Origin of the sequence: Pararhodobacter zhoushanensis (genome assembly GCF_003990445.1) — a bacterium.
Lineage (GTDB): Bacteria > Pseudomonadota > Alphaproteobacteria > Rhodobacterales > Rhodobacteraceae > Pararhodobacter > Pararhodobacter zhoushanensis.
Genome location: NZ_REEZ01000005.1, coordinates 16,809 through 36,772, shown reverse-complemented (window position 1 = coordinate 36,772; position 19,964 = coordinate 16,809). Strand labels below are relative to the sequence as shown.

The window sequence follows — 19,964 nt, the reverse complement described above, 5'->3', positions numbered from 1 at the left end:
GCGCGCGTTGAAAAGCACCGCGCCGGAGCTGGGAAACCGGCATGCCAGAACGGCCTCCGGCGTCCGCCCGGTTACTTGCTGCCCCCGGGCGAGGGCGCGCCCGGCTCGATCAGAAAACTGTAACTGCCCTGCCAGCGCCCATAGGCGGTACTGTCGATGCCGTTGCGACGGCTGGCGGCATAGCCGTCCCGCCCCGGCAGAACCGTGACGGCGACCACGCCCGTCTCACCGACCCGCAGAACGCCCGCATGCACCGCCGCGCGGGCGATCGTGCTGTCGTCGGTATAGACGTCGCTGCCCCAGACCGAGCCCGAGGTTGCGCCCGTCACTTCGAAGCGCAACACCTGCCCGTTCTGGCCCCGGTAGCGGGTCATATTGCCCGGATCGGGCAACACGTCGACCGGCGGCGGGGCCACCGGCATCGCAAGCCGGTAACTGCCGTTCCAGCGCCCGTACGCGCGGCTCTCGACCCCGTTGCTGCTGGTTCCGTTGTACGAAGTCTGGCCCGGCACCACAGTGACCGTGACCACGCCGGTCTGCCCGACCTGCAACAGCCCGGCATGGACGGCAGCGCGGGCCAGCGGGCTGTCATCGGTATAAACCCCGGTGCCCCAGATCGCGCCACTGGCCGACCCAGTGACCCGGAAGCTGAAGGTCTGGCCGTCCTGCCCCCGGTAGGCGGTCATGTTGCCGGGATCGGCCAACACGCCCTGCGGAAGCGGCGGCGTCACAGGCACCGGCGGCACTGGCACGGGCGGTGCAAACGTCTCCATCGCCAGCGTCGCCTGACAGGTGCTCGACCCGAAGGTACCGACCCAGATGTCATAGGCCCCCGGCACCGCGCGCTCGACCCGCAGGCGCGAGTTCAGCCCGGCGTCGTCGTCGTTGAACAGCCACTGTCCATAGGGCCCGTGAACCAGCAACACCGGATCGCAGGTGCCATCCACGCGGAACTCGAGATCATGGTTCTGCGGGTTATCCGTGAAGTTCAGCGTGAAATCGGGCCGCTGGATGATGTGCCCATGCCCGGGCACCGAGCCACAGGCCCCCAGATCCAGCGAACCGCCCGCCACGACCCCGTGGCTTTGCGGAACCCCAAGACCCTGCGCGTTATAGGTCAGCATCTGGCCGTTCTGCCCCGGGTCGGGACAGAGCGCAGGTTGCGGTGGCTGAGGCGGTTGCTGCGGCTGGCCGCCGAAAGTCTCAACAATCAGCGTCGCCGGGCAGGTGTTGGTCCCGAAAGTGCCAACCCAGACATCATACGACCCCGTCGGCGCAGCAGGCAGCCGCAACCGCGAGTTCAGCCCCTCGCTGTCATCGTTGAACGACCACTGCCCCGAGGGTCCGCGCACCAGCAGCACCGGATCGCAATTCGCCTCGACCCGGAACTCCAGATCATAGCGCGGATCGTTGCGCGCGAAGTTCAGCGTGAAGTCGGGCCGTTGCGCGACATGCCCATGCCCCGGCACGTTCGGGCACGCGCCCAGCGTCACAGCGCCGCCTGCGGTCACACCATGGCGCTGCGGCGTCCACAGTTGCTGGCCTGTATAGGTCAGCAACTGGCCATTGGCGTTGGGATCGGGACAGCGCGGTACCTGCGGCGGCGAGACCGGCGGCACGACGCCGCTGTTGCCGCCGAAAGTCTCGGCGATCAGCGTCGCCTGACACAGGCTTGAGCCGAACGTGCCAACCCAGATGTCGTATTCACCCACCGCCGCGCGCCCCAGCCGAAGGCGCGGGTCGACCCCGCCGTTGTCGTCGTTATACGTCCACTGCCCATCCGGCCCGCGCACCAGCAACACCGTGTCGCAAGTCCCCTCGACCCGGAATTCCAGATCGTAGTTCGGGTTGTTCTGCGTCAGGTCCAGCGTGAAATCCGGTCGCTGCGCAACGCGGCCATGACCCGGCACGTTCGGGCAGGTGCCCAGCGTCACAGTTCCCCCCGCCGTCACGCCATGGCGCTGCGGCGTCCACAGTTGCCGCGCCGTGTAGGTCAGCCGCTGACCATTGGCGTTGGGATTGGGGCAGGCGACGGTCTGCGGCGGAACAAGCGGCGGTGACAGCGGCGGCGCGACGCCGCCGGTTCCGCCAAAGGTCTCGGTGATCAGCGTGGCCTGACACAGGCTTGAGCCATAGGTACCGACCCAGATGTCATAGGCCCCGACCTCGGCATTGCTCTGACGGATACGGGGGTTAACGCCGTTGGAGTCGTCGTTGAACGACCATCCGCCGCTGGGACTGCGCACCAGCAGGACGGTGTCACAGGTTCCTTCGACGCGGAACTCCAGATCATAGCCCGGCTGATTCCGCGTCAGGTTCAGGGTAAAGTCGGGACGGCGCGCGACGTAACCGCTGCCCTGCACCCGGTTGCACCGGCGCAGATCGACGTTGCCACCGGCGGTAACCGGGTGGCTTTGTGGCACCCACAACTGCTGGCCGGTATAGCTCAGCGCCTGACCGCTGGCGTTCGGATTGGGACAGTTCTGCGCGCTCACCGGGGCCGCAAGCCCAAGGACCACCAGAAGCGCGCCCAGACAGGCAAGCAGCCCGAAGCCGGTGACTCGCCGCTCGAAAAATCGGAGCATGGCGTCCTCCCTCAGTGTACATAGCCCGGCCAAACGTCGTCGCCGGAAAAAAGTAATAGGCTTTAAACACAGGAATGCTGCGACGAGTCGCGCTTGAAATCAAGGAATTTGCGCGTGAAGGCAGGCCGGGGGCCAGTCAGCCACTTGGGTCGCGGGTCAGTCGGCGCGGAGCAAGATCAGCAGCGCGACAACGATCAACGCCACACCGGGCAGCACCAACAGACCGGGTCCGCCGTGGCCCAAAGCCAGCTCCCACAGGATAATCCAGCAGGGTGTCGCATAGGTATAGGCCATGACCTTGGACACCGGCAGCCGCTGGGCGGCGAACTGAAGCGCGGTGGCGGAGAACGCCGTCGCAAAGACCACCAGATAGGCCAGCGTCACCCAGACCAGCGCGGGCAAAGTGGCCCAATCGGTCGCCAGCAGATCGCGCCAGCCATAGGCAAGCAACACGAAAAACCCGGCCCCCGTGATCATCGACGCGGTGACCAGCGCGCTTTCGCCGCGATTGAGGCGGCGCAGCATCGGCGCATAGACCGCGTGCAGGATACAGCCGAGGAAATAGATCGCCTCGCCCTGCCCGACCTCGAAGCCCAGCAACGCCGCCGTGTCGCCGCGAAAGATCACCCACAGCGCCCCGACAGCCCCGACACCCAGCGCCGTGCCGACCACCGGGCGCAGGCGCTGGCCCAGAAAGGGCCAGGCGACGGCAGCCGTCATCAGCGGTGTCAGCGTGAACACCGCCCCGGCCGAGACCGGCTGCGCGGTCTTCAGCCCCTCGAACATCAGCACGAAATATCCGGTATAGAGCGCCGCCATCAGCGCATAGCGCCACGGCGCGCGCCAATCGTCACGGGTAAAGCCCCGCTGCCCGTCCCGCCCGCCACCCGGCACGACGCTCACCAGCAGCGCCAGCACCAGCGAAGCCAGCAAGAAGCGCACCGCCGTCAGCGCGACGGGTGAGATGTCATTGGCCACCATCGCGCCAAGACTGAACGAGCCCGACACCGCCGCCGAAAACCCCAGCATCGCGGCATGGCCCCGCAGTGCCTGCGCCCGCCCGCGTGATGCCGCAAAGCCGGTCATGGGGCGAAGCCGGTCATTGGCGAAACGCGTCCTTGATCACCCGAACCGCCGCCTGAACCTTGGGCGTCCGGTGCAGATCGACATGGGTCACCATCCAGACGGTGAACTCCCATTCGGGACGCGAGGGCATGACCTGCACCAGATCCGACCCGGCTTCGGTCGGCGCCAGAAAACCCAGCCCCAGCCCGTCGACAATCGCCGCGCGCCGCGCGCCGGCCTCGTTCGAACGGAAAACTACATGCGGCTTGACGCTGAGTTTCGACAGCCATTGCGCGAAGGGCGCACGGTCGTCATCGTATTCCTCACCGATGAAACGATGATCCGCCAGGGCCGCGTCATCGGCGGGCGTCCCGTGCCGGGCCAGATAGGCCGCGCTGGCGTACAGGCCGACCGGGCATTGCGCCAGCGCCTGCACCACGTTGTCGGGTTCCGTCGGGCGCTGACCGGCGCGCACCGCCAGATGCGCCTCGCCATATTCCAGCCGCAACACGCGGCGGTCGGTCTGTATGCGGATCACCAGATCCGGGTAGTTCTCGGCCAGTTCGTTGATGGCCGGGCGCAGCATGGGGATCAGGGCAGGCAGCGTGGTGATGACCAGATCGCCCTCGATCCCGGTGCCCGCCCCGGTCAGGCGGGTGCCCAGCTGAGCGAATTGCTCCTCGGTTACCCGCCCGACCTGTGCCAGAGCATTCCCCGCTTCGGTCGGGGTATAGCCGCGGGCATGGCGCTGAAACAGCTTGACGCCGAGCCGGGCTTCCAGCGCATCGATATGGCGGATGACGGTGGCGTGGTGAACACCCAGGGCATCAGCGGCGCCGCTCACGGTGCCTGCGCGCGCAACCTGCCAGGCCGTGCGGATCTCGTCCCAGGATTCGATGCTCATGATGTGGTCTTTCTGTGCATTGGTCCACAGTCTCGCTGTATTTTGTGAGATCACGCAGGGGGCTGCAAGGGGCAATCGCCCCTCGCGGCCGGCTTGACGCCGCGCCGCAGAACGCCTTTGATCGCGGCAGAAACCGCAGGAGACCGCCATGCAGCCCGATACCCACGCCCTGATCGCCATCGACGTGCAAAACGATTTCTGCCCCGGTGGCGCGCTGGCCGTGGCCGACGGGGAGGCGGTGGTCGCGCCGATCAACGCCCTGCTGGACGAATTCACGGTGCGCGTGCTGACGCAGGACTGGCACCCGGCGGACCATAGCTCGTTTGCCGCCAGCCATCCGGGGGCCGCACCCTATTCGATGACCCGGATGCCCTATGGCCCGCAGGTGCTGTGGCCGGTGCATTGCGTGCAGGGCAGCACGGGAGCGGCGTTTCATCCGGGGCTGCACACGGACCGCGCCGATCTGGTGATCCGCAAGGGCTTCCGCCCGGCGATCGACAGCTATTCTGCCTTCTTCGAGAACGACAAGGTGACGCCAACCGGACTGGACGGCTATTTGCGGTCGCGCGGAGTGACCACGCTGACGCTGGCCGGCCTCGCCACCGATTTTTGCGTCGCCTACTCGGCGCTGGACGCCGCTCGACTGGGTTACGCAGTGACCGTCCGCCTCGATGCCTGCCGCGGCATTGATCTGGAGGGCTCGCTGGCAACCGCGCTGGACCAGATGCGCGCGGTTGGGGTTTCGCTTCAGGGGTGAGGGGTTTCGCCCTCATCCGAGACGGCTGCCGCCGCCGCGCCCTCGGGCGACCGGGCAGGGGGGCCTTGCCCCCCTCTTGGCCTGACGGCCAATTCACCCCCCAGGATATTTAAGGACAGATGATAAGGGTTCGTTAACCCTGTTTCATTTTCTGTCTGAAAATATCCACGGGGGGATTTTCAAGGGGGGCGCGTGCGCACCCCTTGAAGCAGGTCCGGGCGGCAGCCCGGGCGGCGCGAGGGGGCTCGATGCCCCCGAGCGCCGCACCCTCCGCGCTCAATGCGCCTCGGGCACCAGGATCTCGCGTTTGCCGACGTGGTTGGCGGTAGACACAACCCCCTCGTCCTCCATCTGCTCGACCAGACGCGCGGCCTTGTTATAGCCGATGCCCAGTTTGCGCTGGATATACGAGGTTGAGCATTTGCGGTCCCGCGCGACGATCGCCACCGCCTGATCGTAGAGCGCGTCTTCGCCGCCGGAATCGCCCAGCCCCAGCACCGCGTCGATATCCGCCTCTCGCTCGGAATCCGGGCCGTCGAGGACGCTGTTGACGTAGTCCGGCTCACCGTAGCTCTTCAGATGCGCGACGATTTCCTCGACCTCGGCATCCGACACGAACGGCCCGTGCACGCGGGTCAGTTTCGATCCGCCCGCCATATAGAGCATATCGCCCTGACCCAGCAGTTGCTCGGCCCCTTGCTCACCAAGGATCGTCCGGCTGTCGATCTTCGACGTCACCTGGAACGAGATCCGGGTGGGGAAGTTGGCCTTGATCGTGCCGGTGATCACGTCCACGGACGGGCGCTGCGTCGCCATGATCAGGTGGATGCCGCTCGCCCGCGCCATCTGCGCCAGACGCTGGATGCAGGCTTCGATCTCTTTGCCCGCGACCATCATCAGGTCGGCCATCTCGTCCACGATCACCACGATGAACGGCAGCACTTCGGGTGCGAATTCTTCGGTCTCGAACACCGGATCGCCGGTTTCATCGTCGAACCCGGTCTGCACGGTGCGCTTGAACATCTCACCCTTGGCCAGCGCTTCGCGCACCCGGCCGTTATAGCCCTCGATGTTGCGCACGCCGGTCTTGGACATCTTGCGATAGCGTTCTTCCATCTCGCCGACGACCCATTTCAGCGCCACGACGGCTTTCTTGGGATCGGTCACCACGGGCGAGAGCAGGTGCGGGATGCCGTCATAGATGCTGAGTTCCAGCATCTTGGGGTCGATCATGATCAGGCGGCATTCAGCCGGCGTCAGCTTGTAGAGCAGCGACAGGATCATCGTGTTGATCGCCACCGATTTACCCGAGCCCGTGGTCCCTGCGATCAGCAGGTGGGGCATCTTGGCGAGGTTGGCCACCACCGGATCCCCGGCGATATCCTTGCCCAGCGCCAGCGGCAGCCGCATCGTGCTGTCGCCGAAATCGCGGGTCGACAGGATCTCGCGCAGCACCACGGTTTCGCGGTGGGCGTTGGGCAGCTCGATCCCGATGACCGAGCGGCCCGGCACCGTCGACACCCGCGCGGACAGCGCCGACATCGAGCGGGCGATATCATCCGACAGGCCGATCACCCGGCTGGCCTTGAGGCCCGGTGCCGGTTCCAGCTCGTACTGTGTGACCACCGGGCCGGGGCGCGCATCGACGATATCGCCGCGCACGCCGTAATCTTCCAGCACGCTTTCCAGCATGCGCGAGTTCTGATCCAGCGCGTCCTGCGAGACAACCTGACGCTGCTCAAGCCGCGGATCGCGCAGCAGCGCAAGCGGGGGCAGTTCGAACCCGTCGCTGGGCGGCTCGAACGGCAGAACCGGTTGCGCTTCGGCCTGCGCGCGGCGCGAGGGGACCGGCGTGCGTCGCGCCATGCTGGCACTGGGCGCAGGCCGGGTTTCAGGGTCAAGCCCGGCACGCGGCGGCGGCGCATCATAGCGGTCGTCATAATCGTCGTAGTCATCCTGATCATCGTCGATCAGAACATCCTGCGACGGCGCCGGGCTGGCAGCGCGGACCGGAGCACGCGCGGTCTCGGGCGCGAACGCGCCGGGATAGGCCGCAGGCGCTGGCGCGGGCTGGTAGCCGAACGCGTGACTGAATGCATAGCCCATCGGCGCGGGTTCGGCCGGACCGGTCAGCACAGGTTCGCGGCGGCCGCCGGTCAGGGGCGGTTCGGCCTGTTGCACGGGTTCCTGAGCAGCGGGTTTCGCACGCTTGCTGGGATAGGCTTCGGGATCGAAGCGCAGCACCGGCTTGGCCCGGGTGCGCGAGGTCATCAGCTCGGCGATGCGCGCGCGCAGACCTTCGGGGCTGGGACGCTCGGCCTGCTGGGCCGGATCGGACAAATGCGGCTCGATCAGCTCGCCCTCAGGCATCGCCCAGTCCGTACGGGTCTGCCGGGCGGGCGGCTGCTGCGGAGCCTCGGGACGGCGGCCAAGGCTGGCGACGCGGCCCAGAACACCCTGACGGTCCGGCTGCGACCAGCTTTGCGGCGGCTCGGCGCTATAGGCAGGGGCCTCGGCGCGGCGGGGTGCGGCGTGCTGCGCGGCACGGGCAGGCCGGTCGTCATAGGGCGCGTAATCGGGGGTATAGTCCGGCTCGTCGTCATAGGCGGCGTAGGGGTCAGGCTGCCAATCCGACGGCGGAGCTGCACGGCGCGCACTGACCTGAGGTTCGGCCGGATGGCCATAGCCGCGCGGGTCCGGCGTCGCGTGACGCTGGGCGCGCAGCGGCGCGCGCTGCGGTTCGGGCGCGTGCCAGACCGGGGCGGCCGGCTCTTCCCACGGCTGATACTGCGTCAGCGCGTGCTCGGCTGCGGCGCGGGCCTGCGCCCGCGTCTCGCGGCGGGACTGCCACTGGTCGTGACCGCGTGCCGCCAGACCGCCGACGCCCCGGGCCGACAGGCCAAGCACCGACAAAAGCCCGGCATAGGTCAGGATCAGACCCGACAGCAGGAACTGAGCGATGCGGATCAGCTCGGACACCGACGAGCCCAGCACATAGAGATACAGCGCAACCGCCGCTGCAAAGCTCAGCAACGTGACGATATTGGCCACCGTGGTGGTCATCGGCAGCGTGGTCATCACCGCTGCCAGCACGGTATCGCCGAACATGCCGCCCAGACCGAAGTTCTGCGACCAGCCCGGCCCCACCACCAGCGAGGCCAGCCAGACCGACCCCATCGCAATGGCAACCGGCACGAACAGCGAGCGGCCCATGATGTTTTCTTCGCCCTGATGGATCACCAGACGCAGGCCCCAGACCCCCAGCGCCAGCGCCAGACCCCAGGCCCCCTTGCCGGTGATCGTCACCAAAGGCGCGGCCAGCGCCGCGCCGACACGGCCCAGCGCATTGTGCACCGGGGCATCGGTGGCGGCCATCCACGAGGGATCCTCGGGAGAATAAGAGCCCAGCACCAACGCCAGGATCAGCCCCAGGCCGATCAGGCACAGGCCGAGCAATTCCTTGCCACGTTGGTTCAGCACCGCTTGCAGGCGGCGGTCGAGCAGGGGTTCGCGTTGGGGGCTGGGATAGCTGGCCATCGGGTCCTCACGCATAAAGGCAGGTACGCAGCCTGTTCAGGCCGCGGCGGGTTTCGTCCTCGGGGCCGACAAGGGCCACGCGGATGTATCCCGCGCCGGGGTTCTCACCCGCAACGTCTCGTGACAGATAAGCGCCCGGCAGCACACGCAGACCGGTTTCGCGCCAGAGTTTCACGGTTGCCGCTTCGCCATCGGCGACCGGCAGCCACAGGAAAAAGCCTGCCTCGGGCGGCAGATAGGCGTTCAGACCGCCAAAGATCTCATCGGCCACCGCGTATTTGCGCTGATAGAGCGCGCGGCTGACATCGACATGCGCCTCATCGGCCCAGGCAGCGGCGGCAACGGCTTGCAAGGGTTCAGGCAGGGGCGCACCGGCATAGGCGCGCAACTGGCGGATCGCTTTGATCGAGGCAGGCCCGCCCGCCACAAAGCCCGAGCGCAGGCCCGGCAGGTTCGAGCGCTTCGACAGCGAATGGAACGACACCACGCGCTCGGGGTCCGCCCCGATCTGCTGCGCGACCTCCAGAATGCCCGGCGGCGGCGTGTCGCGGTAAATTTCGGAATAACATTCATCCGCGAAGATGCGGAAATCGTGCTTTTCGGCCAGCGCCAGCAGCGCCGCCCAGTAGTCGCGGCTGGCCACCGCGCCCTGCGGATTGGCTGGCGAGCACAGATAGGCGATGGTGACGCGGTCCAGCAGCGCGGGCGGCAGGCTGGTATAATCGGGCAGATGGCCGGTGGCGGCGGTGGCGGGCACATAGACCGGCTCGGCCCCGGCGGTCAGCGCGGCGATGGCATAGACCTGATAGAAGGGGTTGGGCGTCAGGATGACCGGCTGGCCCCCCTTCTTGCGCTCGGGCGACAGGGCGAGGGCGGCGTTGAACAGCCCCTCCCGCGTGCCGTTGAGCACCATCAGCCGGTCGGTGCCGATCTCGACGCGGTAGCGCCGCTTGAGCCACGCGGAAATCGCCCCCAGCAAAGCGGGCGTGCCGTCGTTGGACGGATACTTCGCGAATCCCGCGATATTGGCGGTGAGCACCTCGGCCAGAAACGGCGGCATCGCGTGACGCGGCTCGCCGATGGTCATCGCAATAGGCTCGCCCCCCGGTTCATAGGGATCGAGCAACGCGCGCAGACGCGGAAATGCGTACTCTGGCAGGTTCGAAAACCGCTCAGGAAATGCCATGGACTGCCTCATATCGACGGGATCGTGTCGCCCCGCTTTCGAGCGAGGATAACGCGCGTTTGCGCTCAGGTCCAGAAAAACGGTGGCATTTCGAGAGGTTGCAACAGGGGCCTGTGGCTTTTTCGCCGCTTGCTGCTGGCAGAGGCGGGGGGCTGCTCGCCCCCCGCGCCCCCTCGCCAGAGGGGGGAGCACGCTCCCCCCTCTGGACACCCTCCGTGGATATTTAGGGACAGATGATGTGCGAGCCGCGAGATGTGGTTAGCGGAACGCCTCGCAGGGGTCCGGGCGCTCGGTCGGTGGGGTGACGATCCAGGCGTCCCAAGGGGCGTTGGCGTCAGGATCGGCTTCCATCTGGCCAAGCGCGAAGACGCTGAAGTCGGGCGCAGCGGAGGCGATGGCGGCGGGTGCGCCCCAGTCGGTGCGGCTGTGGCCGGTACCAGCGATCACGACGACGGGGCCGCCGGTGTCGGCCAGCGCTTGTAGGGCGGCGCGCGCAAGCGACGCATCACGCAGGCGTTGGGCTTCGACCATGCCGGACATCAGGTCGCGCGGCATCGCTTCGCAATGGGCGTCGAACTGCTCAGCTTCGCGCTGGTTCTGCTCGGCCTCAGAGAGCGGTTGATCGAGGGCAAAGCGCGCGGCTTCTGGACCAAAGACCGCCGCTGCCCCCTCGGCAAAGGCGCGCTGCGCTTGGGGGCGGGGCACGGCGGCGCCGTAGTGGCGCGCATCACCGGCGGCCTGAACGATGGGGAAATAGAGGGCGAAATCGGGCCAGCCCGAACCGTCCCAGCCCAAAGCGGCATCAACGGTTGCGAAATCGCTGCGGTCGGCAGGCATCTGGGCGGCCTGATCGGGCGTCAGCATCTCCCAGACCACCGCCGCCGGGCGGATCGCGGTGATCGCGCGCGCCTGATTGCGGTGGTGCTGGGGGTTGTCATGCACTTCGCCCAGCACAGTAATCTGCGCAGGCGGCAGGGCATCGAGAGTGGTTTCAGGGATCGGCTGCGCCCCGGCGGGCATGGCGACTAAAAGAATCAGGTATAGGGCATGTCTCATGCCAAAAAGGCGTAGACCCCCGGTGCGCGGCTGACAAGATCGTGCTTCATCTTGGCCAGCGCCGCCGCTTCGATCTGCCGGACCCGCTCTTTCGACAGCCCCAACTCTTGCCCCAGGGCCTCCAGCGTCCGCGGCTCGTCTTCCAGCTTGCGCGCCGCCACGATCGCCCGTTCGCGCGGGTTCAGCGCGGCCAGCGACTCGGCCAGCCAGTCGCGCAACACCAGCGTGTCATGACGATGCGCGACGCTTTCGCCGGGCAGCGTGCTGTCATCCTCGATCGTGTCGATCCATTCCTGGCCGTCGTCATCGCCCGAAGGCTTGGCGTTGAGCGAGAAATCACCGCCCGACAGTCGGCCATCCATCATCAGCACGTCATGCATCGGCACGCCGATCCGCTCGGCAGCGCGTTGCAGCAGCTCTTCGGGGCGCGGGTCTTCCCCCAGTTGCCGCGCCTCGCGCGCCAGCTCGGCCTGCACGCGGCGCAGGTTGAAGAACAGCGATTTCTGGCTGGTGGTCGAGCCGGTGCGCACCATCGACCAGTTGCGCATGACGAAATCCTGCACCGAGGCTTTGATCCACCACACCGCATAGGTCGAGAAGCGCACGCCGCGATCCGGGTCAAACCGCTCGGCCGCTTTCATCAGGCCCAGACCGGCCTCCTGGATCAGATCGCCCATCGGCGCGCCATAGCGGCGATAGCGCGAGGCCATCGAGATCGCGAGGCGCATATACGCCGTCACCAGCCGGTGCAGCGCCCGCTCATCACGCTCGTCGCGCCAGGCGCGCGCGAGCGCCGCTTCGGTCTCGGCATCCAGAAGTTCAGCGCGCATCGCCTGACGCGCCATCCGGTCGGTTCCCGTGCTGTCGAGTGCCATCATCGCCTCCTGTTGCGTAAGGACTACGCGCACCCCCCCGGTTTGGTTCAACCGATCATCGAAAAAACACATGAATCAGCCCACAAATCCTGATTTGAGCCGGAATAGCGTTCAGGGCATGCTGTCAGGACCCAAAGAGAGTGCCCCCGAATGAGTTATGATCTGTGCATCGCCGACCGTGGCTATTCCAGCTGGTCCCTGCGCGGCTGGCTACTGTTTGCCGCCTTTGGACTGACGCCCCGCCTGACCCTGACCCGGCTGTACGAGCCGGGCTTTGCGCAGACGCTTGAGGGGTTCTTCCCGGCGCGCACCGTTCCGGCCCTGCGCCTGCCCGAGGGGGTGGTGATCCCCGAGAGCGTGGCGATCGCCGAGGAACTGGCGACCCGCCACCCGCAAGCCGGGCACTGGCCCGCCGACCCCAAGGCGCGCGCCATCGCCCGCGCGCTGGTGGCCGAGATGCACGCAGGCTTCACCGCCCTGCGCAGCCATTGCCCGATGAACCTGCGCGTCAGCTATAGCGACTGCGCCCCACCGCAGGCGGTGCTGGACGATCTGGCGCGGCTGGATCTGCTCTGGTCCTGGGCGCGGCGCGAAACCGGGGCGCAGGGGCCGTGGCTCTGCGGTGACTACAGCGCGGCGGATGCGTTCTTCGCGCCGGTCGCCGGGCGCATCGCAGGTTATGGCCTGCCGGTGAGCGCCCAAGCGCAGGCCTATGTCGACGCGCATCTGGCGCATGGGCCGTTCCGGCGCTGGCGGGCGATGGGTCTGGTCGATGGCGCGGATCAGCCGTTCTACGACCGCGATTACCCGCGCCGCCCCTGGCCCGGCCCCGCGCCGCTGGCGGCCGAGGCCTGCGACGGCCCCTCGATCAACGCCGCCTGTCCCTATTCCGGCAAACCCGTCACCGATTTCGCCCGTATCGACGGGCAGGTCATCGGCTTTTGCAACCCGTTCTGCCGTGACAAGACGGTGGCCGACCCGCAGGCCTGGCCGCAGGCGATGGCGCTACTGCAACCGTGACAGCGCCCACACGGCGGCATCCCTGACCGTCGGATCGGGATCATGCTCCAGCGCGCGCGCCGCCCCGGCCAGAGACGGCGCGCCGCTGTTGCCGATGGCATAGAGCACGTTGCGCACAAAGCGGTCCCGCCCGATCCGCTTGATCGGCGAGCCCGAGAATTTCGCCCGGAACGCGGCATCATCCAGCCCCGCCAGCTCGGCCAAGGGCGGCGCGACCAGATCCGCGCGCGCGGCGTATTTCGCCTCGCGGGCGGTGGCAGCGAACTTGTTCCACGGACAGACGGCCAGACAATCGTCGCAGCCATAGATGCGGTTGCCCAAGAGGGGCCGCAGCTCAGGGTCAACCGGCCCATGATGCTCAATCGTCAGATAAGAAATGCACCGCCGCGCATCCAGCTGGAACGGCGCAGGGAAGGCCTTGGTCGGGCAGGCGTCCAGACAGGCGGTGCACGAACCACAGGACTCGCGCCCCGGTGCATCCACCTCCAGCTCAAGCGTGGTAAAGATCGCGCCCAGAAAGAACCAGTTGCCCAACTCGCGGCTGAGCAGATTGGTGTGCTTGCCCTGCCAGCCCAACCCCGCCGCCGCCGCCAGCGGTTTTTCCATCACCGGCGCGGTATCGACGAACACCTTGATTTCGCCGCCCGCCTCCTCGATCAGCCACCGCCCCAACCGCTTGAGCCGCTTCTTCACCACATCATGATAATCGCGGTTGCGCGCATAGACGCTGATCGCCCCGGCCTCGCGCCGTTCAATCGCCGCCAGGGGATCATCGTCGGGCGAATACACCTCGGCCAGCATCACCACCGAGCGCGCCTCAGGCCACAGCGCCGCCGGATCGCCGCGCCAGGCCATGCGCTCGGCCATCCAGCCCATCTGCCCGTGCCGCCCCTCGGCGACAAACGCCGCCAGCCGCCCTGCGATCTCGGGCACCGCATCCGGGCGCGTCACGCCCATTGCCGAAAACCCCTCCACCAACGCCTGCGCGCGCAAGGCGGCGGTCAGCCCCATCTTTGCTCACCAAATATCCCCGGGGTAGGCCGCAGGCCGTAGGGGGCAGCGCCCCCTGCGCGCGCTGAGGGGGCTCGATGCCCCCGAAGCGCGCCGCTACCAGCCTCAGAAATCCAGATCGGCATAGCGGCGCGGTGGCGGAAAGCCCGGAACCTGATCGGTCAGCAAAGGCCGGAACGCCGGGCGCGACTTGATCGTCGCGTACCAGGCCTTGACCGCCGGGGCGCGCTCCCAGTCCACGTCCGAGATATAGTCCAGACAGCTCAGATGCGCCGCCGCCGCGAAATCGGCCAGCGACAGCGCACTGCCGGCCAGCCAGCGGCGGTGCTCCAGCAACCAGCCCATATAGTCCAGATGGAACTTGATCCGCGTCGAGCCGGTCTTGATCTTCTGGCTGTCGGGATAGCCCTGCCCGGTGATCTTCTTGTTCACCCGCTCATAGAGCAGGTTCGCCGTGACCTCGGAATGGAACTTGTCGTCGAACCACGCGCACAGACGGCGCACTTCGTAGCGGCCCGCCGGGTCGTCGGGCATCAGGGGCGGGTCGACATGGACCTCGTCGATGAATTCGCAGATCGCCTGACTTTCCGACAACAGCCGCCCGTCATAGCGCACGATGGGCACCTTGCCCGCCGCGTTCAGGCGCAGGAACTCGGTGCCACCCTCCCAATAGCGCTCTTCCTTGGTGGTGAAGGGTATGCGCTTTTCGGCCAGCGTCAGGCGAACCTTGCGGCAGAACGGGGACAACGGGACGTGGTGCAGATGGACGACGGGTGAGTGCATGGTGCTGGGGGTCAGGGATTTCCTTGTCTTTGCACCCGCAGCCCCGGAAATTCAACCGCCGAAACAGGACGAGCGGTCATCGCGGGCGATCGTCGCCGCCCCGTCCGCGATCGAGGTGGCCCTGCGGCGCATGAACTCACTCGGCCGCGCCGCGTCGCGATCCTGCGGCGCGGGAAGCAGGGCGGCCAGCAAGCCAGCCTGCCGCGCGCTCAGATCCGAGGCATCGACGCCGAAATACCGTTGCGCGGCGGCCTGAACCCCGAACACGCCCTGATCGAACTCGGCGATATTGAGGTAAACCTCTAGGATACGCTCCTTGGGCCAGAGCAGTTCGACCACCGGCGTCAGCACTGCCTCAAGCAGTTTGCGCACCATGTTGCGCCCGTGCCACAGGAAGGTGTTCTTCACCACCTGCTGCGTGATGGTCGACGCCCCACGCGCCCCGCCCTCGGCCAGCGCGTCGCGGATCGCGCCCATGTCAAAGCCCCAGTGGCGGCAGAAATTCACATCCTCGGCCGCCACGACCGAGCGCGCCATGACCGGCGCGATCTGGTCGAAATCGGCCCATTCACGGGACACGCCGCCCAGCTTGCGCGATTCGCCCCACTGGTAGAAGCCCCCCGGCGGATCGACGAAACGGTACAGCCCAACCCAGGCCACCAGCAGCACAAAGCCCGCCGCCAGCCCCAGCAGCAGCCAACGCAGCAAGCGCCGGATCGCCTGCGCGGTCCGGTCCAGCAGCCTTAGCGGCGCCTTGGTCTTTTTCTTCTTCCTGCTCGCGCGTGCCATGCGCGCAGTAAACGGGTTGTCGCCGGTCGCTTCAAGCACCCGTGTGGCGTTCACCCGCCCGCCGGAAAGTTTTCGCCACCGCCACCGATGGACGTTTGGGCCCCGCATGATACATTTCGCCGCACCCTACCCTTGCGCCAGCGATTGGATCCCTGCCGATGATGACCCTGCACTACTCTGCGACCTCGCCCTATGTGCGCAAAGCAATGATCCTGCTGCACGAGACCGGCATGCTCGACAGCGTCACCCTTGCACCCTCGATGGGCACCCCGGTCGATCCCGGCACGATGCCGGTCGGGGCGAACCCGCTGGGCAAGATCCCGGCGCTGGAGCGTGACGACGGCTGCACGCTGTATGACAGCCGGGTGATCTGCCAGTACCTCGCCGCACAGGCGACCAAGGGTCCGGCGCTCTATCCCGCCGCCCCGGCCCTATGGGAAACCCTGACGCTTGAGGCCACCGGCGACGGCATCCTCGATGCCGCGATCCTCATGCGCTACGAAACCGCGCTGCGCGCGCCCGAGCAGCAATCCGCCGCATGGATCGAAGGCCAGTGGCAGAAGATCGCGCGCAGCCTGACGGCGCTGGAAACCCGCTGGATGGCGCATCTTGAGGGACCGCTGACGATGGGGTCCATCGCCGTGGGCTGTGCGCTGACCTATCTCGACTTCCGCCACGCCGACCGTGACTGGCGCGCGTCCCACCCGACCCTTGCCGCGTGGGAGGCCAAATTCGCCGCCCGCGATTCGGCCAAGGCCACGGTTCCTCCGGCGGCCTGATCGCATAAAATGCCCGCGACTTTACTGCCCCCGGCCGCGTTTCTGGCGGCCTGGGCCTTTCTGGCGATGAATGTGCTTACGCCGGGGCCCAATGTGCTCAACACCATCGCGCTGGCCATCGGCTCGGGGCGTCGCGCGGCTTTGGGTGCGGCGCTGGGGACCGGGCTGTCGATCACGCTGTGGTGCCTTGGCATGGTGCTGGGCGTCGCGGCCTTGCTGGTGACGGTGCCGGCGACACGGCTGGTGATGACGCTCGTCGCCACCGGCCTGCTGATCTGGTTCGCCAGCCGCTACCTGCGCCGCGCGGCCAGCGGGCTGGTGGCCCGGCGGCGCGGGCAAGCCCCCGCGCCCGAGGCAAAGCGCGGCCTGTCTGCAAGGGCTGGCATGCTGCGCGCGATGTCGATCATGCTGATGAACCCCAAGGCGCTGACCACCTGGCTGACGATGACGGCAGTCTTCCCGGTAGACCGCGCCGGGCCCTGGGATGTGGCGATTCTCTGCGTCGGCGCCTGCCTTGTCGCCGGGGCGATTCACGCGGTTTATGCCGTGGCGTTTTCGACGCCCGCCGCCGGGCGCGCGTTCATGCGGGCCGCACCCTGGATCAATCTGGGGGTCGGCCTGTTTTTTGCAGGCTTCGCCGCGACCCTTGCAGGAACGCTTTTGCGACATATCTGAGGCGGGCGTGACCATCACGCAAGCACTGCCGCAACCGCTGCCCTGAAGGGCCGGGGTGCGGCATCATTCCCCATTTTCGCGGCTGGACTGATGTTCAAATCGCCGTTAAACAGCCGCCTTGGAAGCTGCAAGACCTGCGGCTCGTTTCGGCATATCTGCCGGACCCATGACCTTGAAATGGAGAATGCTCGTGTCCCACGCAGATGACAACGCAGGCACTCGCCGGGATTTCCTGTATTACGCGACAGCCGGCGCCGGTGTCGTCGCGACTGGCGCGGTGGTCTGGCCACTGGTCAACCAGATGAATCCTTCGGCTGATGTTGCGGCCCTGTCCTCGATCTTTGTCGATATCAGCGGTGTCTCGGTTGGCACGCAGCTGACCGTCAGCTTCCTGGGCAAGCCGGTGTTTATCCGTCGTCGTACGCCCGAAGAAATCGAAGCGGCCCGTGCCGTGCCGATGAGCGACCTGATCGACACGAGCGCCGAGAACGCAAACAAACCCAACGCTGAAGCGACCGATGACAACCGCGCTGCCGACGAAACCGGCGAGTGGCTGATCATGACCGGCGTGTGCACCCACCTGGGCTGCGTGCCGCTGGGCAACGGCGCTGGCGACTTTGGCGGCTGGTTCTGCCCTTGCCACGGTTCGCACTACGATACGGCTGGCCGTATCCGCAAAGGTCCTGCGCCGCAGAACCTGCATATTCCTCTCGTCCAGTTCGTGGACGAGACCACCATCCAGCTCGGCTAAGGGAGACTGAAGGTATGTCCGGGATTCCCCACGACCATTACGAGCCCAAGACCGGCCCGGAGAAATGGCTTGACCGCCGCCTGCCGATTGTCGGGCTGATTTACAATACGCTGATGATCCCCACCCCCAAAAACCTGAACTGGTGGTGGATCTGGGGCATCGTGCTGGCTTTCTGCCTGGTGCTGCAAATCGTTACCGGCATTGTGCTGGTGATGCATTACACGCCGCATGCCGACATGGCGTTCAATTCGGTTGAGCATATCATGCGCGACGTGCGCGGCGGCTATATGCTGCGCTACCTGCACGCCAATGGCGCGTCGCTGTTCTTCTTTGCCGTCTACATCCACATTTTCCGCGGTCTGTATTACGGCTCGTACAAAGCCCCGCGCGAAGTGACCTGGATCATCGGCATGCTGATCTACCTGCTGATGATGGCGACCGGTTTCATGGGCTACGTTCTGCCCTGGGGTCAGATGTCGTTCTGGGGCGCTACGGTGATCACCGGCCTGTTCGGCGCGATCCCCGGTATCGGCGAGCCGATCCAGCAGTGGCTGCTGGGCGGACCGGCAGTTGGCAACCCGACGCTGAACCGCTTCTTCTCGCTGCACTACCTGCTGCCCTTCGTCATCGCCGGCCTGGTGATCCTGCACGTCTGGGCCTTCCACAACACCGGCAACAACAACCCCTCGGGTGTTGAAGTGCGCCGTGGGTCCAAGGAAGAAGCCGAGAAGGACACGCTGCCCTTCTGGCCCTACTTCGTGATCAAGGATCTGTTCGCGCTGGTCGTCGTGCTGCTGGTGTTCTGGGCAATCGTCGCCTTCATGCCGAACTTCCTGGGCCACCCCGACAACTACATCATGGCCAACCCGCTTTCGACGCCTGCGCATATCGTGCCCGAATGGTATTACCTGCCGTTCTACGCGATCCTGCGTGCCTTTACCGCCGATGTCTGGGTGGTGATCGCGGCGAACTGGCTGTCCTTCGGCATCATCGACGCCAAGTTCTTTGGCGTGCTGGCGATGTTCGGCGCGATCGCGGTGATGGCGCTGACCCCGTGGCTCGACACCTCGTCGGTCCGCTCGGGTCGCCACCGCCCGATGTTCAAGTCGTTCTTCTGGCTGCTGGCGGTCGACTTCGTGGTGCTGATGTGGGTCGGTGCGATGCCGGCAGAAGGGATCTATACCAATATCTCCCTGATCGGTTCCGCCTACTGGTTCGGCTATTTCCTGATCATCCTGCCGCTGCTGGGTGTCCTTGAGCGTCCGACGACTCCGCCGGCGACCATCGAGCAGGACTTCAAGGCCCATGTGAAGGCAAAGGCCAAGAAGAGCGGCCCGGCCCCTGAGCAGATCCCGGCCGAGTGAGCGAAAGGAAGAGAGTGAAGATCATGATCAAGAAACTTGCCCTTTCGGCGATGACCGTGCTGGCACTGGGGTCCACCCCTGTGCTGGCCGCAGAAGCGGGTCACGTCCACGACTTCGCGTTCTCGTTCGAGGGGCCGTTCGGCACCTACGACCGGGCGCAGCTGCAGCGCGGTCTGCAAGTCTATACCGAGGTGTGCGCGGCCTGCCACGGCCTGGACCTGGTCACCTTCCGCTCGCTGAGCGAGGAAACCGGCCCCGGTCTGGAAGACGACGTGATGCGCGCCTATGCGGCGACGATGGAAGTGCCCGATGGCGATGGCGGCTACCGTCCAGCGGCTGGGCCCGACCACTTCCCCGGCTCGGCGCTCGAGAACGCACCGGACCTCAGCATGATGGCCAAGGCCCGCGCCGGTTTCCACGGCCCCTATGGCCTGGGGATCAACCAGCTGCTGCACGGGATCGGTGGCCCTGAGTATATCGCTTCGTTCCTGACCGGCTTCACCGGTGAAGAAACCGAGCAGGGCGGCGCCATCTTCTATGAAAACACGGCCTTTGGCGGCAACGTCGCCATGCCGCCGCAGCTGTTCGAAGACATGGTGGAATATTCCGACGGCACCGCCGCCACCGAAGAGCAGATGGCGCAGGACGTCGCTGCCTTCCTGATGTGGGCTGCCGAACCCAAGCTGGTCGAGCGCAAGATGTGGGGCTTTATCGGCGTCATCTTCCTGGCGCTGCTGGCCTCGCTGCTTTACCTGACCAACAAGCGCCTCTGGGCACCGGTCAAGGACGCGGCCAAGAACAGCTGATCGGCTGATCCGTCACAGAAC

General features: G+C 66.6%; 17 protein-coding genes. 7 read left to right on the top strand and 10 right to left on the bottom strand.

Going from position 1 to position 19,964, the window contains the following annotated elements:
* Positions 1–71: 71 nt before the first annotated feature.
* The 3 genes from EAE28_RS12800 to EAE28_RS12790 form a co-directional block, all read right to left on the bottom strand.
* The gene (locus EAE28_RS12800) at positions 72–2,585 is read right to left on the bottom strand and encodes an LCCL domain-containing protein (RefSeq protein ID WP_127106844.1); all 2,514 of its coding nucleotides are present in this window, start codon (positions 2,583–2,585) and stop codon (positions 72–74) included.
* Positions 2,586–2,741: 156 nt separating this feature from the next.
* A complete protein-coding gene (locus tag EAE28_RS12795) occupies positions 2,742–3,671 on the bottom strand; it encodes a DMT family transporter (protein ID WP_127106842.1) in 930 nt (309 codons plus the stop codon).
* Positions 3,672–3,684: 13 nt separating this feature from the next.
* Positions 3,685–4,554 carry a LysR family transcriptional regulator gene (locus tag EAE28_RS12790; protein ID WP_127106840.1) on the bottom strand — a complete coding sequence of 290 codons (870 nt, stop codon included), beginning with the start codon at positions 4,552–4,554 and terminating at the stop codon, positions 3,685–3,687.
* A gap of 148 nt (positions 4,555–4,702) precedes the next feature.
* On the opposite strand from EAE28_RS12790, the gene pncA reads away from it, so the two are divergent.
* Entirely contained in the window at positions 4,703–5,311 is a 609-nt protein-coding gene (gene pncA / locus EAE28_RS12785) for a bifunctional nicotinamidase/pyrazinamidase (RefSeq protein WP_127106838.1), read from the top strand.
* A 276-nt stretch (positions 5,312–5,587) separates the two neighbouring features.
* Here the strand turns inward: pncA and EAE28_RS12780 are convergent, their stop codons facing one another.
* The 4 genes from EAE28_RS12780 to EAE28_RS12765 form a co-directional block, all read right to left on the bottom strand.
* On the bottom strand, positions 5,588–8,848 hold the full coding sequence (locus tag EAE28_RS12780) for a DNA translocase FtsK (RefSeq protein ID WP_127106836.1): 3,261 nt from the start codon (positions 8,846–8,848) through the stop codon (positions 5,588–5,590).
* A gap of 7 nt (positions 8,849–8,855) precedes the next feature.
* The gene (locus tag EAE28_RS12775) at positions 8,856–10,034 is read right to left on the bottom strand and encodes an aminotransferase class I/II-fold pyridoxal phosphate-dependent enzyme (protein WP_127106834.1); all 1,179 of its coding nucleotides are present in this window, start codon (positions 10,032–10,034) and stop codon (positions 8,856–8,858) included.
* Between the two features lie 258 nt (positions 10,035–10,292).
* Complete coding sequence (locus tag EAE28_RS12770; RefSeq protein ID WP_127106832.1) at positions 10,293–11,090, bottom strand: ChaN family lipoprotein; 798 nt, start codon at positions 11,088–11,090, stop codon at positions 10,293–10,295.
* Positions 11,087–11,965 carry an RNA polymerase factor sigma-32 gene (locus EAE28_RS12765; protein ID WP_127106831.1) on the bottom strand — a complete coding sequence of 293 codons (879 nt, stop codon included), beginning with the start codon at positions 11,963–11,965 and terminating at the stop codon, positions 11,087–11,089. Before EAE28_RS12765 ends, EAE28_RS12770 begins: the two co-directional genes overlap by 4 nt.
* A 150-nt stretch (positions 11,966–12,115) precedes the next feature.
* On the opposite strand from EAE28_RS12765, the gene EAE28_RS12760 reads away from it, so the two are divergent.
* On the top strand, positions 12,116–12,985 hold the full coding sequence (locus tag EAE28_RS12760) for a glutathione S-transferase (protein WP_127106829.1): 870 nt from the start codon (positions 12,116–12,118) through the stop codon (positions 12,983–12,985).
* On the opposite strand, the gene queG is transcribed toward EAE28_RS12760, so the two are convergent.
* From queG to mtgA, 3 genes are all read right to left on the bottom strand, one after another.
* Positions 12,971–13,996 carry a tRNA epoxyqueuosine(34) reductase QueG gene (gene queG / locus EAE28_RS12755; RefSeq protein WP_127106827.1) on the bottom strand — a complete coding sequence of 342 codons (1,026 nt, stop codon included), beginning with the start codon at positions 13,994–13,996 and terminating at the stop codon, positions 12,971–12,973. The two genes, EAE28_RS12760 and queG, sit on opposite strands and share 15 nt — an antisense overlap.
* Positions 13,997–14,101: 105 nt before the next feature.
* Positions 14,102–14,779 carry an FtsZ-binding protein FzlA gene (fzlA, locus tag EAE28_RS12750; RefSeq protein WP_127106825.1) on the bottom strand — a complete coding sequence of 226 codons (678 nt, stop codon included), beginning with the start codon at positions 14,777–14,779 and terminating at the stop codon, positions 14,102–14,104.
* Positions 14,780–14,830: 51 nt separating this feature from the next.
* Complete coding sequence (gene mtgA / locus EAE28_RS12745; protein WP_127106823.1) at positions 14,831–15,568, bottom strand: monofunctional biosynthetic peptidoglycan transglycosylase; 738 nt, start codon at positions 15,566–15,568, stop codon at positions 14,831–14,833.
* A 161-nt stretch (positions 15,569–15,729) separates the two neighbouring features.
* On the opposite strand from mtgA, the gene EAE28_RS12740 reads away from it, so the two are divergent.
* The 5 genes from EAE28_RS12740 (at position 15,730) to EAE28_RS12720 (ending at position 19,943) form a co-directional block, all read left to right on the top strand.
* Positions 15,730–16,347, top strand: coding sequence for a glutathione S-transferase (locus EAE28_RS12740; protein ID WP_127107320.1), 618 nt, complete (start codon positions 15,730–15,732; stop codon positions 16,345–16,347).
* A gap of 9 nt (positions 16,348–16,356) precedes the next feature.
* Complete coding sequence (locus EAE28_RS12735) at positions 16,357–17,022, top strand: LysE family translocator (protein ID WP_127106821.1); 666 nt, start codon at positions 16,357–16,359, stop codon at positions 17,020–17,022.
* 190 nt (positions 17,023–17,212) lie between these two features.
* Positions 17,213–17,773: a ubiquinol-cytochrome c reductase iron-sulfur subunit gene (petA, locus tag EAE28_RS12730; protein WP_127106819.1), complete on the top strand. Its 561-nt coding sequence runs from the start codon at positions 17,213–17,215 to the stop codon at positions 17,771–17,773.
* Positions 17,774–17,787: 14 nt separating this feature from the next.
* On the top strand, positions 17,788–19,137 hold the full coding sequence (gene petB / locus EAE28_RS12725; protein ID WP_127106817.1) for a cytochrome b: 1,350 nt from the start codon (positions 17,788–17,790) through the stop codon (positions 19,135–19,137).
* Positions 19,138–19,160: 23 nt separating this feature from the next.
* Complete coding sequence (locus tag EAE28_RS12720) at positions 19,161–19,943, top strand: cytochrome c1 (protein WP_127106815.1); 783 nt, start codon at positions 19,161–19,163, stop codon at positions 19,941–19,943.
* Positions 19,944–19,964: the final 21 nt, after the last annotated feature.

What these genes read in the sequence shown, in the direction of transcription:
- queG (WP_127106827.1), bottom strand. Translation starts at nt 13,996, where the DNA reads ATGGGGCTGACCGCCGCCTTGCGCGCGCAGGCGTTGGTGGAGGGGTTT.
- EAE28_RS12740 (WP_127107320.1), top strand. Translation starts at nt 15,730, where the DNA reads ATGACCCTGCACTACTCTGCGACCTCGCCCTATGTGCGCAAAGCAATG.
- EAE28_RS12790 (WP_127106840.1), bottom strand. Translation starts at nt 4,554, where the DNA reads ATGAGCATCGAATCCTGGGACGAGATCCGCACGGCCTGGCAGGTTGCG.
- EAE28_RS12780 (WP_127106836.1), bottom strand. Translation starts at nt 8,848, where the DNA reads ATGGCCAGCTATCCCAGCCCCCAACGCGAACCCCTGCTCGACCGCCGC.
- EAE28_RS12765 (WP_127106831.1), bottom strand. Translation starts at nt 11,965, where the DNA reads ATGGCACTCGACAGCACGGGAACCGACCGGATGGCGCGTCAGGCGATG.
- mtgA (WP_127106823.1), bottom strand. Translation starts at nt 15,568, where the DNA reads ATGGCACGCGCGAGCAGGAAGAAGAAAAAGACCAAGGCGCCGCTAAGG.
- fzlA (WP_127106825.1), bottom strand. Translation starts at nt 14,779, where the DNA reads ATGCACTCACCCGTCGTCCATCTGCACCACGTCCCGTTGTCCCCGTTC.
- petB (WP_127106817.1), top strand. Translation starts at nt 17,788, where the DNA reads ATGTCCGGGATTCCCCACGACCATTACGAGCCCAAGACCGGCCCGGAG.
- EAE28_RS12770 (WP_127106832.1), bottom strand. Translation starts at nt 11,090, where the DNA reads ATGAGACATGCCCTATACCTGATTCTTTTAGTCGCCATGCCCGCCGGG.
- EAE28_RS12735 (WP_127106821.1), top strand. Translation starts at nt 16,357, where the DNA reads ATGCCCGCGACTTTACTGCCCCCGGCCGCGTTTCTGGCGGCCTGGGCC.
- EAE28_RS12720 (WP_127106815.1), top strand. Translation starts at nt 19,161, where the DNA reads ATGATCAAGAAACTTGCCCTTTCGGCGATGACCGTGCTGGCACTGGGG.
- EAE28_RS12795 (WP_127106842.1), bottom strand. Translation starts at nt 3,671, where the DNA reads ATGACCGGCTTTGCGGCATCACGCGGGCGGGCGCAGGCACTGCGGGGC.
- EAE28_RS12775 (WP_127106834.1), bottom strand. Translation starts at nt 10,034, where the DNA reads ATGGCATTTCCTGAGCGGTTTTCGAACCTGCCAGAGTACGCATTTCCG.
- EAE28_RS12800 (WP_127106844.1), bottom strand. Translation starts at nt 2,585, where the DNA reads ATGCTCCGATTTTTCGAGCGGCGAGTCACCGGCTTCGGGCTGCTTGCC.
- EAE28_RS12760 (WP_127106829.1), top strand. Translation starts at nt 12,116, where the DNA reads ATGAGTTATGATCTGTGCATCGCCGACCGTGGCTATTCCAGCTGGTCC.
- pncA (WP_127106838.1), top strand. Translation starts at nt 4,703, where the DNA reads ATGCAGCCCGATACCCACGCCCTGATCGCCATCGACGTGCAAAACGAT.